Raw genomic sequence first — 13518 nt, 5'->3', positions numbered from 1 at the left:
GCTATTACCACTCCTCACCAATTGTTGCTGTCTGTATAGAAGGCTTGATCTCTCTTACCCCATCTCCTACGCGACAGATATAAAATTCCGGATGTAATCCGGTCTGCTGTTCATATGCGGAACCTACTTGCGCGACAAATTGTTCAGCATCCCCTTCACGTACGAGCGATACCGTGCAGCCGCCAAATCCTGCTCCCGTCATTCGAGAACCAAGTGTCCCTTCGATATGTCGTGCTTCCTCTACCATAATATCCAACTCGTTGCAGCTGACTTCATACAAATCACGCAAGGAGTCATGCGATGCATTCATCAATTCGCCGAAACGAATCAGGTCATTGTTCTTCAGCGCCTCAACCGACTGCTTCACGCGATCATGCTCTGCAATGACATGCGCTGCACGTGCACGCACGATATCATCGGCAATCGTATCGGCCGCAGCTTCGAATTGCTCCGCGGTAAGCTGCGCCAGCAGCGTCATATGCGGATATGTAGCTTGCAGCGCCCGTACCGCCTCATCACACTGTGCTCTGCGCTCATTGTACTTCGAATCGACTAGCCCGCGGCGCTTATTCGTATTGCCGATAATAAGACAGTACCCCTCTGTCTGGAAAGGTACATGCGTATATTCCAACGTATCGCACATTAATAGAATGGCATGATCCAGCTTGCCTTGCGATACTGCGAATTGATCCATGATGCCACAATTCACGCCGACGAATTGATTCTCTGCTCGCTGGGACAATACAGCGATGTCTGTTCGATCGATACTGTGCCCTTCCATCGTAAGCAGCGCATAAGCGGTCACCACTTCCAGCGATGCAGAAGAGGACAATCCTGCCCCATTCGGAATATCTCCGTGGAACAGCAGCTCATATCCTATAGTCAAGCCACGAGCCGATTGCGAGAGCTGATTCATGACTCCGATTGGATAATCTGTCCATTGATCCTGCTTCGCATCACCAAGTGCATGCAGCTCAATATCCAGCTGATATTCAAAATTCGTCGACGCCAGTCGTATGCATTGATCCTCACGTTCACGAATTAATAGAGTCGTCCCGAATTCCAATGCGGCAGGGAGCACATATCCTCCATTATAGTCAATATGCTCTCCAATCAAATTCACTCGTCCTGGAGCATGGAAAAAACGAACCGGTGCAGAACTCGTTCCATATCGTTGTTCAAAACCTGCCAGTAGTTTGCTTGCATCCATTACAATGACCTCCCGTTGTTTCACGTGGATACGATACCGTTACATCAATCATACGAATATCCGCTGGATTCCGTAATATATCGATGTGCGCTACATATGGACTTATGTGACTCTACCATCATTTTCATGCTACAATACAATTATTGGACACGCAAGGAGGATCTCATTATGACTGACTCCCTTAATTATGAAGCGGCAGAGGCAGCAACTGCAACGATCGATGCAGAGGCTAGTGTCGTCAGCGCTCTAGAGACCTATACGGTTGCATCAAATCCAACTTACGTCGAACAAGAAGGAATACGCGTTCTATTTGCAGGGGAAAGCCAGACCGTCCCCTCTCATAAGGTCGGCCCTAAACTTTACGACTACTATTTGCTTCATCATATCATGGATGGACAGGGAAAATTTTCAACGGAAACGAAAACTTACGAGCTTCAGGCGGGAGATGCGTTCCTCATCGCACCCGGACGCCTCGTCAGCTATGAATCCGATGCAGCGCAGCCATGGAAATACTGCTGGATTGCCTTTCAAGGCAGTTCTGCTGATGACCTCGTAGGCCGTGCTGGGTTCTCGGAACAAACCCCCATTATTCGTGCAGACGATCGCATGGATGTTCCCTATCAGATGAAGCACATTACTGCAGCATTTCAAGAGCGAAGTGTAGCAGCAGATCTGATTGCACACGGCTGTCTCCATCTCATTATGGCGAAATATGCAGGCATGCAGCGGCAATTGGATGACACGAATAGGCTGCGTCCCGAGTCTGAAATGCAGCAGACCGTACGGCAGGCTATCCAGATGATGTCTACTCAATATGCGCATCCATTATCTATCGAGCATATCGCGGAGAGTTTAGGGTACAGCAGGGCCTATTTTTCTCGCATATTCAAGCGGATAACGGACATGACACCTGTTACCTTCCTGTTGAAGCTGCGCATCGATAAGGGCCGCCAATTGCTTCGAGAACGCCCTGATCTGACGGTTGAGCATATAGCCGCCTCAGTCGGCATCCCTGATGCGCTCTATTTTTCGAGACAATTCCGGCGGTTCTATGGACAGCCTCCTACAACCTATCGCAATCAAGTTATGCAACCCGACAGCACTTATCAGCGTAAATCTTAGTATGGATGTACACCAAGAATTAGGAGGGAACACCTATGAAAAGACTGAGCATCAAGGAAGAGTGGGAGCAGCAGGCGCGATTAGCGGAATCCAGTCGTAAGGAAGCTGCATCCAAATCCATTTCAGAGCTTATTCAAGACCTTACGAATACTGGTGGAGTCTACGTACAGGATCACAAGCAGACTAGCGCAGTTGGCGAGCTGTTCCGCCGTGCGGTAGACAAGCTGAATCCATCTCATAAATCCTGATCTATCTAACAAAAAGGAGCGTCGCCCTGTTGAACAGAAAAAAGGCGTCGCTCCTTCTTATGTGTGACTGACATACTCACTCTAATGCTGTAGTTGTTTCCATGCTTATGTTATGAATCCCGCTCTGTCTTTCCACGCCGATGGAACTTTCATTTCTCTGTAATGGATCGCTACATCTCGCGGAGCACTTCAGCGAAAGGCATATAGCGTGAGTCGTATACCTGTCGATAACGAAGGTGACGCTCTGCATGAGGGTGATAGGTGTCTACGCCTCGACTTTGCATCGCCTGACGCACTTCCTCTGCATGGGCATAATACCCGCCCCCAAGTGCAGCTGCGCATGCAGCGCCAAGCATCGTCGCCTCCTCAATAGGCGGCACGACGAGCGTTGCATTCGATATATCCGCCTTCATTTGCAACCATGCAGGAAGCCTTGTTCCGCCTCCAACTGCGCACATATTGCGAATCTCATGCTCCGAATTGCGTTCCGCACTTTGACGAATCATCTCCAGCTGATAAGCCGTACCTTCAAATACTGCCCGCAATAGCTCCTTCTTGCCGTGCGACTTGGACAGACCGATAAAGGCAGCACGCGTCTTCGAATTCGGATAAGGGGCGCCGCTTCCCGATAAATACGGGAAGAACAGAGCTTCCCCCGGGCCATCGTTCACATCGTTCATGAGCTGCTTAATCTCTTCGTAGGACAATGTCTCATCGGCAAGCTGTCTCCGAATCCATTCCACTGCACCGCCTGAAGAAGCATTGCCACCCATCCAGAAGTGATAACCCGGCACAACATGATAGCCGTAGGATAATCCGGTATCAAACTCTGCTTGTCCGAGTGGACGCTTCGCGATTGTGCCAACGAGCGTCTCTGCTGTTCCCATAGAAACATATACGTCACCCGGCTGCACAGCCCCAACTGCAAGTGCTGCACAGACATGATCATGCCCGCCAATTGCAACTCGTGTATGGGCAGACAGACCAAGGGCTCCCGCTACCTCCGGCGCTACAGTTCCTAGGGGTGTGCCGCTTGGCAGAACTTCTGGGAAAATCTGCTCATCCAATCCGAAATGCCGAATCCACGGGACATCCCAGCTGTCCGTCTCCATACTGTATGCAAATGTTCGCGTCGCAAGCGATGGGTCGAAGGCCATTGCACCAGTTAATCGGTATGCAATATATCCCGATACGGACAGCCACACAGCCTGCTCGAACATACCCGCCTCTCGATCCTTCAGCCAGAGCAGCTTCGGCAATCCATGCTTGAACGACAGGTGCAAGCCTGTGCGCTGGAACAGCTCCAACGGCGTTCCTTCTTGACGAACCCGCTCCGCTTGCTCGGAAGAGCATGTGTCGAACCACGGCAGGAGCGGAGATTGCACCTTGCCCGTATGACGGTTCACGAGCAGTCCACTCTCCGCCATGCTCGTAATCCCGATATAATCAACAGGAACTTCACCGTGAGCATCCATTAGCTCGCGAACCATTTCGGATACGTCATTCCACATCGCATCTGGATCATATACAACGTAGCCTTCATTCGTATCTACGGTAACGGTTGGACGACTCGCTTGTCCTAGAAGTCTGCCTGACTCATCGAATAGTCCGACCTTGCGATTGGTCGTCCCGAGGTCAACCCCGATCATGCGCATAGGGCTATACCTCTTTCCCTGTCATCTTGTAATATGCGAGTGCGAACAATTCCCCCATTGGTTCACGATATACCGCATCCGCATGTCCATCCATGCTCGTCGCCGTCCGATTCATCAGCACCAGCTTCGCCTTTGTTGCTAATCGAACAAAGCTGGCCGCTGGCTGCACAGTAAGCGAAGTACCGCCCACGATTAACAGATCCGACTCCCGGATCCGTTCAATCGCTCTTGAGATAACTGCATCATTCAACTGCTCTTCATACAGTACAACATCAGGCTTCAATGTCCCTCCGCATTGCTTGCAGGAAGGGATAACCTGTTCACTGTTCAGCACTGCATCCAGTCCATATTCCGCTCCGCAAGCGGTGCAGCGGTTCCGGTGCACCGAGCCATGAAGCTCCCATACTTCCTTGCTGCCTGCTGCTTGGTGCAGTCCATCAATATTTTGTGTGACGACTGCCGACACGATACCATCCTCTTCTAGCCGGGCCAATGCACGATGCGCTCCATTCGGCTTCGCAGAGGGATGCAGCATCTTCGCGCGATAGAAACGATAGAACGTCGCCGGATCACGATCATAGAAGGAGCGGCTCAGCATGACTTCCGGAGGATATCGGAATGCCTCATCATCCGCAAATACCCCATTGTCCGATCGGAAATCGGGAATCCCGCTCTCTGTCGATGTTCCTGCTCCGCCAAAAAAAACAACATGCCTGCTGCTGCGCAATAAATCTGCCAGCTCCTCTGCATGAGCATGAAGAATAGGATTCATTTGTTCTGTCATCGTCGTCGCTTCCTCCCTTTTCCACCTAAATAGTTCAATTTTAAGTATACCGTACCTATTCATCTAGGGAAAGATTTCAAGGGCGGCATGCGCGATCCCACACTGACAAGCTATTCTTCTGCTCCTACGAAGAAGGCCTGAGAAGGCATCAAGTACAGATGCGTTCTCAGGCCTATATGGATTGAGTAAAATATATACCTAGCTTATTATAGATACGGGTTCTCGCTCTTCGCCTTGAGCACATTCCAGCGCCGCTCTACTTCTTGCTCGAACGACTGCAGCGCCTCTGCATTCTCCGGCTTGCTCATATGCTTCGTCTTGCCCATCATAACCAGCCATTCGAGTAACGGGACTTTCTTATTCTTATCCTCCGGATTGTACGTAATTGTTGTAACCCCTTGTTCCACTTCATACAACGGGAAGAAGCAGGAATCTACGGCTGCATTGACAATCTGTGTGCCCAGCTTGTCTTCGGACAGCCAGTTAAGAGGACAGGTAATTAAAATTTTGCCGTATACAAGCCCCTCATTCTGAGCATACCATTGTGCTTTAGCCGCCTTCTTAAGCAAATCCTGTGGGAATGCTTCACTGCCTGTGAAGACATATGGAATGTTCGTTGCCGCCATAATTTGCGCGGTATCCTTATGATGGAACATCTTGCCCGCCTGCACTTTGCCTACGTTAGAGGTCGAAGTGCGGTGGCCAAGCGGAGTCGAATATGATAATTGCGCACCCGTGTTCATGTAGCCTTCATTATCGTATTCCAAAATAATCATCTTATGATTGCGCAGAGCCGCTCCAATCGCCGGCCCCATACCGATATCCATCCCGCCATCGCCTGTAATCATCACAAACGTGAAATCATCTGGCAGGTTCAGGTGATCCAGCTCACCGCGCCGCTTCCGTTCCCAGAACATTTCGACGACTCCGGACAGCGTTGCTGCCCCATTCTGGAACAGGTTGTGAATATATGTCGCCTTGTGGGCAGAGTAAGGATACCCGGTTGTGACAACCATTGCGCAGCCCGTATGGAACAGTGCTACAATATCCCCCTCGATCCCCTTGAAGAACAGCTCAAGACCGGAAAAGATGCCGCAGCCTGGACACGCGCCGTGGCCTGGAGCAATTCGCTTCGGCTTCTTCGTCAATTGGCGCAGCGGCGGAACGCGGACTCTTAGCTTGCCGGACTCCTCATCCTGCTTCACCGTAATTAGTCCTGTCTTCAAATCTTCATATTTCATCGGTTCAATGACACGCTGCGGGGCCTTGGCTGGGTCACCAGGCGTATGACCATGGTAATCGAATGGCTTCTCCACATACCCCTTCTGTGCTGCCTCAATGGCACACTCGAACAGTGCATGACCATCCTCAGCATAGAAATCCTTGCCGCCAAGCCCGTAAATACGGCTGATAATCATCGTATCACGGTTACCATGCGTGAACAGTGCCGACTTCACTTCATTGACCATATTGCCGCCGTGACCGCCATAAGAATCAGCACGGTCTCCCACTGTCACGACTTTAATATGAGCCAGCGCATCCGCTATCTCCTTCGCTGGGAATGGGCGGATGATGTTCGGCGATATGGAACCGGCTTTAATTCCCTGCTCCCGAAGCTGATCGACAACATCCTTAATAATTTCCGCTGCGGAATTAAGCAGGAATACAGCTACTTCTGCATCCTCCATCCGATATAAATCCAGAATCGGATAATCTCGTCCCGTCAGCGCAGCATATTCGGTGCGGATGCGATCGAATACCTCTTCTGCCTTATACATAGCCATGGACTGCTGATAGCAGTTATTAATATAATCCGGCTCATTCATATAAGGCCCTACCGTGATCGGATTATTGCGATCCAGTGTATCAGCGAATCCGCGCACTGGCTGTTCGCCAACGAAGCGATGTACGTCTTCTCGCTTCGCGAAGGTCTGAACACGCCGCTTCTGGTGCGAGGTGAAGTAGCCATCGAATGCAACTAGCACTGGAAGCCGAACCTCTGGATCCTCTGCAAGCTTAAGCGCCATAATGTTCATATCGTACACCGCTTGTGGATCTCGGCAGAGCAGAATCGGCCAGCCTGTATTCAGTGCAAAGTACAAATCCGAATGATCCCCATGGATGTTCAACGGACCCGATACGGAGCGGCACACTAAATTCATGACCATCGGGAATCGCGTACCTGATTGGACAGGCATTTGTTCAAGCATATACATGTATCCGTTCGCACTCGTCGCATTGAATACCCGTCCACCTGCAGTCGAGGCTCCATAGCATATTCCTGCCGATCCATGCTCACCGTCTGCTGGAATTAGCTTAATGTCATGCTGTCCGTTCGCCTTCATCAGATCAAGGAATTGTGCCACTTCTGTTGATGGCGATATCGGAAAATAGCCCATAACATGATAATTAATTTGATGTGCGGCATATGCAGCCATTTCATTGCCTGACTCATACACCATCCGCTGCTCAACCGTACCGCCGGTCACTTCTTTTTCATACTCAATTGCCATAGCTACTCATCCTCCTTACCTTCTATCTATCAATGGCGTTCAGCCAGCTCGAACATATGCGGAACACGATGTTCATCCGCATATCCGTCCTCTTCCCGCTCATCGGTCAATGCTTCTGTAGGACATGCATATACACATTTCAAGCAGCCTTTGCAATATTGATAATCAATGCCTTGGAGGAACATTTGCGGTCGACCCTTCTTGTCCGGCTGTTCTTCCCACACAAAGCAAAAATCAGGGCACACATTATCACAGGCCGCGCAATGAATACATTTATCTGAGGCAAAGTGCGGCATCATACCGGCACGAGAGATGCTTAGATCCTTCAAAATGGAGTTGCCTGGATTCACGACGGTACCGCCGATAGGCTGCGTCTCATATCCAAGCGCTGGCGTATCCCAACGAATTGGCTTCGGCAGCAGAACTCCCTCAGGGAAGGAAAATGACTGGAATTTCACTTCATCATATCCACGTTGGAACGTATTCAGCGCTGGCTGAACCGCCCCCGGATATTTTTTTTCCAGTGATTTGCGAATAACGCTCTTCATTTGCTCCGCATCCAAGAAGTCGCATAAGCGGAACAGCGCACCGAGCATCGCCATATTCACGCGATTTTTCTCTTCCAATGCAATTCCGATTGCATCGACCACCGCGATGGTTCCACCCGGCAGCTTCAGCTTCTCCTTCAGTTCCTCAGGAGATTTGGCAGAGTTGACGAGTATGAGGCTGTCCTCATATATGCCGCTCGTTACATTGACTGTCTTGTATAAAGACTCATGAAAAACACCCACGATATGAGGACGTTCCACCGGTGTCGTATCTCGGATTAGCGTTTCTGGCATGCAGAACCGGATGTGCGCCTTAACTGGAGAACCCTTTTTCTCTGATCCATATGAGGAAAAGCTGACGCCGTTCAAATCGCTGCCGGTAACTCCAGCTTCAGCCAGCATTTTGCCGGCCAAATTCGCTCCAAGCCCCCCGATTGATTCCAATCGGATTTCAAAAAAACCTAGATCATTTACTTTAGGCAGTGTAACCATGTAGGCACTCCTTTCCTAACTGCTCCTCCCCTAACGGCGCTTACAACGCTGGGAGCAGAACCTTTGTCGTTATGTGCAGCTGTCTCGTAGACAGATAGAACCGAAAATGGTGGAGGTTGTTCACATCGTCCGCATTGATTTGCAGGATGCAGGTTAACTTAGACTGAATTCGGGCAGCAAAATACACCACTTTACCCGCACTAAATGTGACGAACCAGTTCTAAGTGATCTGCGCTGCACCACGAATGCACCACAAATGAAACATTGGTAACTCGCACTTGTTACGGTATGACAAAATGGTAAGTCTGATGGAATGGTACAAAGTATGATTTATGTCACTAATGACTAAGGGTAAATTGACCAATCGATGAAATGTGAATAATGAATGACTGCAATCTAATAGAATGAAAAGACTAGACAGCCCAGATGCGTGGTAATGTGAGAATGAGAATCCAATAGATCCTTGAAGGTTGAGGTGAAAAGTCGTGCAATGCCATGCATGATCATGCACGCATACGGATTAGATACCGTGTGCCGAAGTAAGATTTGATTCAAAAAGTTATGATCTGCCTCAAATAAAGACATGTGTCATAGTTCGTAACATATATGCTAGAGGTCTATTATGTTATGACTGTCGGGGCTCAATCATGCCTAATTGAATCCATTGCAAGCGCGCGAGCCGATGATAAGCAGCTCTCTCAATGTTGGGGAAATGCTATGTTTCTATCCATAAAAGGAATATACCAATGCTAGCAAATATCCGCAGCCCCAAATTAAGAAGGAGTACGGTTGTCACGAGTTATTACGAATCAAATTACGCACCACAAAATGGTAGCGGTTGCAATTGTCATCTCCCTTCTTTTCTTGTAGAAATATGCTCTATTACGGCTTATCATAACCCTATATTTGCCAACTAGTCAACTGAATTAAGCAGTCTTAACTGGCTGCAAACAATGGGCACAATTGAAAGCGTTATTTGTGATTAACATCACAATGTATGCTTACCTTCTATGTTACGTTGAATCTATAAATGACAGCTAATGAGCTCGCCGGCTTACGGTGCCACATTCAAAGAGAAATCCGTAAACCGACTACACCTAGGTAAGGAGGGAACCATCATGCGGGAGCACCTTAGTATCCCCACTGCCCCCGGATGCGGGCCGTCAACGTTAAAGAAAAGTGGAGAGACGTTCGGCTTAAATTTGCGATTTCTACTAATTGTATGCGTCTTTGTCGGCAATGCGATTGAACCACTCATCATGCGCATGCCTGAGATGAAAGCTATTTTCCTTTGGATTTTTACGTTCCACATGCCTTTATTCGTGTTCATCACAGGATATTTTGCACGCAGCAATCTAAACGGTGCGGCAGGTATTCGTATCCTGAAGCAAATCGCACTTCAATATATTATTTTTCAAACGATCTACTCGCTGCTTGATTATCTTGTGTTTCGCGTACCTGGCATTAGTCATTCCTTTTTCATTCCATATTTACTGCTCTGGTTCTTAGTCGGCCATCTATTCTGGAGACTTATGATGAAAATGTTCACGCGTTTTTCGATAAGTCATCCACTGCTTATCTCCATTGTACTAGGATTTCTAGTCGGCTTTCTGCCGCTCCAGGGCGCATGGCTCGGCATTTCTCGTTCGGTCGTCTATTTGCCGTTCTTCGTTATTGGGTACACATTCTCTTATGAGCGATTTCGGGCATGGCTGACACCGTTCGTGCGGTATATAGGGATTTCCATATCCATAACACTGCTTGTCGTGCTCTACGTGATGTCTGAGCCTATTAATCCTATCTGGTTCATGAATCATATGACCTTCCATGAGCTTGGATGGACACAGTCCGGTTGGCTTGCCCTATTCAACCGTACCGTCATCTACTTGACGCAGATAGTAGCTTCCGCTGCCTTCTTGGCTTGGGTGCCAATACGGGAAACTCATTTAACGAGCTTAGGCAAGCGAACTTTGTACGTGTTTCTCCTTCATGGGCTAATCATTCGGTTCGTCGTGCTGACAGGTGTATATGCCCATATTACGTCAGGCTGGAGCGCAGCACTGCTGATCACAGCGTCCATTGTCGGTGCTGTTCTGCTGGCGCAGCCGCAGGTTACGGCATGGCTCCATCCAATTATTGAGCCGAAGTGGGATGCGATTGCTGGATGGATACGCCATAAGCTTTTGCGCGCGAAAATCAAGCACAGCTAATCGATTATTCTTGTTGTCACATACGAGCTGATTTCAGCCCACAATCATTGTCCAAACACCGCGAGAATCTGCATTTTTGCATGCTGTTTTCTTGCGGTGTTTTTGTGCGTGCAACAGCGTGTTCGCCTAGAATGGATTGGTAGAAAAACCCCAACAGTTGTGATAGACTACTAAGAAACCCATTGGCAACCATTAGAAATATAAGTAGTTGTAATCTATTAATCATGAATTAGAAAAATAGGACTCGTCCCGCGCGACGGGAAGGACATGAGATGGAGGTTTACCATATGACAGCCAAAAAGATGCGCTCAGACATGATTAAAAAGGGCTTTGATCGTGCGCCTCACCGCAGTTTGCTGCGTGCCGCAGGCGTTAAGGAAGAAGATTTCGACAAGCCGTTCATTGCAGTATGCAACTCGTATATCGATATCGTTCCCGGTCATGTACATTTGCAGGAATTCGGTAAAATTGTAAAGGAAGCCATTCGCGAAGCCGGCGGCGTTCCATTTGAATTCAATACCATTGGCGTCGATGATGGGATTGCCATGGGACATATCGGCATGCGCTACTCGCTGCCAAGCCGTGAGATTATCGCGGATTCCCTTGAAACCGTTGTATCCGCACACTGGTTCGACGGTATGGTATGTATTCCGAACTGTGACAAGATTACACCAGGTATGATTATGGGCGCATTGCGCGTCAACATCCCGACTGTATTCGTCAGCGGCGGGCCAATGAAGGCTGGTAAGGATTCCAACGGCCGCTCCATCTCCCTCTCCAGCGTGTTCGAAGGTGTTGGTGCTTATCAAGCCGGCAAGATTGACGATAAAGGACTTCAAGAATTGGAGCAGTATGGTTGTCCAACATGCGGATCCTGTTCCGGCATGTTCACAGCCAATTCCATGAACTGCTTGGCAGAAGCACTCGGAATTGCGCTTCCGGGCAACGGAACGATCCTTGCTGTAGCGCCTGAGCGCCGCGAATTCGTCAAGAAATCCGCGAAGCAGCTGATGAGTCTCATTGAGAAGGACATTAAGCCGCGCGACATCGTAACAATGGAAGCTATCGACAATGCCTTTGCCGTTGATATGGCGATGGGCGGCTCCACGAATACGGTGCTTCATACGCTTGCTATTGCAAGAGAAGCTGGCTTTGAATATCCAATTGAACGTATTAACGAAGTAGCAGCGCGTGTGCCTCACTTGGCCAAGATTGCGCCTGCTTCCGATTATCATATTGAAGATGTGCACAACGCTGGCGGCGTTAGCGCGGTTCTGAACGAGCTGTTCAAGAAGGAAGGCTCCCTTCACGGCGAGTGCATTACCGTAACAGGCAATACATTGCGTGAGAATGTGTCGGACAGCCCAATTCTCAATACCGATGTGATTCACACCTTGGATAACCCGCACAGCGAGCGCGGCGGCTTGGCCGTTCTGTTCGGCAATCTGGCTCCAGAAGGCGCGATTGTTAAGGTAGGCGCGGTTGATCCATCCGTTGGCGGACATCACATGGGCCCTGCAATCTGCTTCGACTCCCAGGACGAAGCATTGGCTGGTATCGCGAACGGCAAAGTCAAGGAAGGCCATGTAGTAGTCATCCGCTATGAAGGCCCTAAAGGCGGTCCAGGCATGCCTGAGATGCTTGCTCCAACCTCGCAAATTGTCGGCATGGGCTTAGGCGCTAAGGTAGGTCTGATTACAGACGGACGCTTCTCTGGCGCTTCCCGCGGCATCAGCATTGGTCACATCTCGCCTGAAGCAGCAGAAGGCGGTCCAATCGCCTTCGTTGAAGATGGGGATATTATTGAACTCGACCTTAACAACCGCAAGATCGAGCTCCAAGTATCCGATGAAGAGCTTGAACGACGTCGTGCTGGTTGGAAAGGCTTCGAGCCGAAGGTGAAGTCCGGATATCTCGCCCGCTACTCCAAGCTCGTTACGAATGCAAGCCAAGGCGGTATTTTAAAGATCTAATTCTATTTTTAATACGTATTGTTGCAATAAGGAAGCCCGCTCTGCTATACCGAGCGGGCTTCTTGTTCTGCAAAAATAAATTGTAGGCTATACAATGCTGGATCCAATCCCGATCTTCATGATGATAGTTTTGATTATTGACATGCAATATTATGTTCTATAGATTAGTTGTACAACACCAGAGGAGAATGTTCTTGTATGAACCAACTTTACATTCAACCTCTGTTTTATATCCATAAACAATGGTTTCCCTTCACCCAAAATAACAGGGTGAACGGATAATCTGAATTCATCAACAAGACCTAAACGGATAAAAGTTGTGATAAGGCTTGCTCCACCATACAGCCAGATGTCTTTACCAGGCTTATTCTTTAATGTATTTACTTCTTCAAGGATATTGTCATTTATGAATATCGCTTGATTATCAGTTCCTTTTTGCGTCTTGGAGAACACATACTTCTCTTTACTGTGCACGAGTTCCCACATTTCTTTTTCAGCTTCCGTACTTTCGCTTCCTGGCGTAAATTGTCCCCATAAATCATAACTTTTTCTTCCATACAAAATCGTATCAATTTGATGTAAGAAATGAGTAAATCCCATCTCAGCGTCCATCATGCACCAATCTACTTCCCCATTCTTCCCTTCAATAAAACCATCTATCGTAACGGCTAAATCAAGAATTATTCTTCGCCCCATAAATGGCCTCCCCTTTCATTGATTTGTTTCCCTCATTATAGACCTTAATGATGTCATCCTCTGTCAT

Annotated in this window: 10 protein-coding genes; 4 read left to right on the top strand and 6 right to left on the bottom strand. The window is 48.7% G+C overall.

Annotated features, from left to right (window positions below; all coding sequences use genetic code 11):
- Positions 1 to 4: 4 nt before the first annotated feature.
- Entirely contained in the window at positions 5 to 1210 is a 1206-nt protein-coding gene (locus tag M3661_RS03035) for a galactokinase (protein ID WP_065291978.1), read from the bottom strand.
- Between the two features lie 168 nt (positions 1211 to 1378).
- Between M3661_RS03035 and M3661_RS03030 the strand changes: the two genes are divergently transcribed.
- Positions 1379 to 2332, top strand: a complete 954-nt coding sequence (locus M3661_RS03030; protein WP_083189262.1) for an AraC family transcriptional regulator — start codon at positions 1379 to 1381, stop codon at positions 2330 to 2332.
- 35 nt (positions 2333 to 2367) lie between these two features.
- A complete protein-coding gene (locus M3661_RS03025; protein WP_065291979.1) occupies positions 2368 to 2580 on the top strand; it encodes a hypothetical protein in 213 nt (70 codons plus the stop codon).
- Positions 2581 to 2750: 170 nt separating this feature from the next.
- Here the strand turns inward: M3661_RS03025 and M3661_RS03020 are convergent, their stop codons facing one another.
- The 4 genes from M3661_RS03020 to M3661_RS03005 all read right to left on the bottom strand — a co-directional run bounded on the left by M3661_RS03020 (position 2751) and on the right by M3661_RS03005 (position 8572).
- Positions 2751 to 4235 (bottom strand): FGGY-family carbohydrate kinase, encoded by a 1485-nt coding sequence (locus M3661_RS03020; protein WP_065291980.1) that lies wholly within the window; start codon positions 4233 to 4235, stop codon positions 2751 to 2753.
- 4 nt (positions 4236 to 4239) lie between these two features.
- Positions 4240 to 5019, bottom strand: a complete 780-nt coding sequence (locus M3661_RS03015; RefSeq protein ID WP_251482243.1) for an NAD-dependent protein deacylase — start codon at positions 5017 to 5019, stop codon at positions 4240 to 4242.
- A gap of 206 nt (positions 5020 to 5225) precedes the next feature.
- Entirely contained in the window at positions 5226 to 7532 is a 2307-nt protein-coding gene (locus M3661_RS03010) for a thiamine pyrophosphate-dependent enzyme (protein ID WP_065291981.1), read from the bottom strand.
- Between the two features lie 29 nt (positions 7533 to 7561).
- A complete protein-coding gene (locus M3661_RS03005; RefSeq protein WP_065291982.1) occupies positions 7562 to 8572 on the bottom strand; it encodes a 2-oxoacid:acceptor oxidoreductase family protein in 1011 nt (336 codons plus the stop codon).
- Positions 8573 to 9690: 1118 nt separating this feature from the next.
- On the opposite strand from M3661_RS03005, the gene M3661_RS03000 reads away from it, so the two are divergent.
- Together M3661_RS03000 and ilvD are read left to right on the top strand one after the other, a co-directional pair.
- Positions 9691 to 10782, top strand: coding sequence for an acyltransferase family protein (locus M3661_RS03000; RefSeq protein WP_065291983.1), 1092 nt, complete (start codon positions 9691 to 9693; stop codon positions 10780 to 10782).
- 287 nt (positions 10783 to 11069) lie between these two features.
- On the top strand, positions 11070 to 12755 hold the full coding sequence (gene ilvD, locus M3661_RS02995) for a dihydroxy-acid dehydratase (RefSeq protein WP_251482240.1): 1686 nt from the start codon (positions 11070 to 11072) through the stop codon (positions 12753 to 12755).
- A gap of 150 nt (positions 12756 to 12905) precedes the next feature.
- Here ilvD and M3661_RS02990 read toward each other — a convergent pair whose 3' ends face one another.
- The gene (locus M3661_RS02990) at positions 12906 to 13451 is read right to left on the bottom strand and encodes a dihydrofolate reductase family protein (protein WP_065291985.1); all 546 of its coding nucleotides are present in this window, start codon (positions 13449 to 13451) and stop codon (positions 12906 to 12908) included.
- Positions 13452 to 13518: the final 67 nt, after the last annotated feature.

This window comes from Paenibacillus sp. MER 180, from assembly GCF_023713665.1.
In the GTDB taxonomy this organism is placed as follows: domain Bacteria; phylum Bacillota; class Bacilli; order Paenibacillales; family Paenibacillaceae; genus Paenibacillus_B; species Paenibacillus_B suaedae.
Note: the sequence above shows the minus strand (reverse complement) of the source record. Positions and strands in the feature narration are given on the sequence as shown.

Bases quoted from the DNA above. Each gene is read 5' to 3' on its own strand.
- M3661_RS03035 (WP_065291978.1), bottom strand. From the start codon at position 1,210: ATGGATGCAAGCAAACTACTGGCAGGTTTTGAACAACGATATGGAACG.
- M3661_RS03030 (WP_083189262.1), top strand. From the start codon at position 1,379: ATGACTGACTCCCTTAATTATGAAGCGGCAGAGGCAGCAACTGCAACG.
- M3661_RS03025 (WP_065291979.1), top strand. From the start codon at position 2,368: ATGAAAAGACTGAGCATCAAGGAAGAGTGGGAGCAGCAGGCGCGATTA.
- M3661_RS03020 (WP_065291980.1), bottom strand. From the start codon at position 4,235: ATGCGCATGATCGGGGTTGACCTCGGGACGACCAATCGCAAGGTCGGA.
- M3661_RS03015 (WP_251482243.1), bottom strand. From the start codon at position 5,019: ATGACAGAACAAATGAATCCTATTCTTCATGCTCATGCAGAGGAGCTG.
- M3661_RS03010 (WP_065291981.1), bottom strand. From the start codon at position 7,532: ATGGCAATTGAGTATGAAAAAGAAGTGACCGGCGGTACGGTTGAGCAG.
- M3661_RS03005 (WP_065291982.1), bottom strand. From the start codon at position 8,572: ATGGTTACACTGCCTAAAGTAAATGATCTAGGTTTTTTTGAAATCCGA.
- M3661_RS03000 (WP_065291983.1), top strand. From the start codon at position 9,691: ATGCGGGAGCACCTTAGTATCCCCACTGCCCCCGGATGCGGGCCGTCA.
- ilvD (WP_251482240.1), top strand. From the start codon at position 11,070: ATGACAGCCAAAAAGATGCGCTCAGACATGATTAAAAAGGGCTTTGAT.
- M3661_RS02990 (WP_065291985.1), bottom strand. From the start codon at position 13,451: ATGGGGCGAAGAATAATTCTTGATTTAGCCGTTACGATAGATGGTTTT.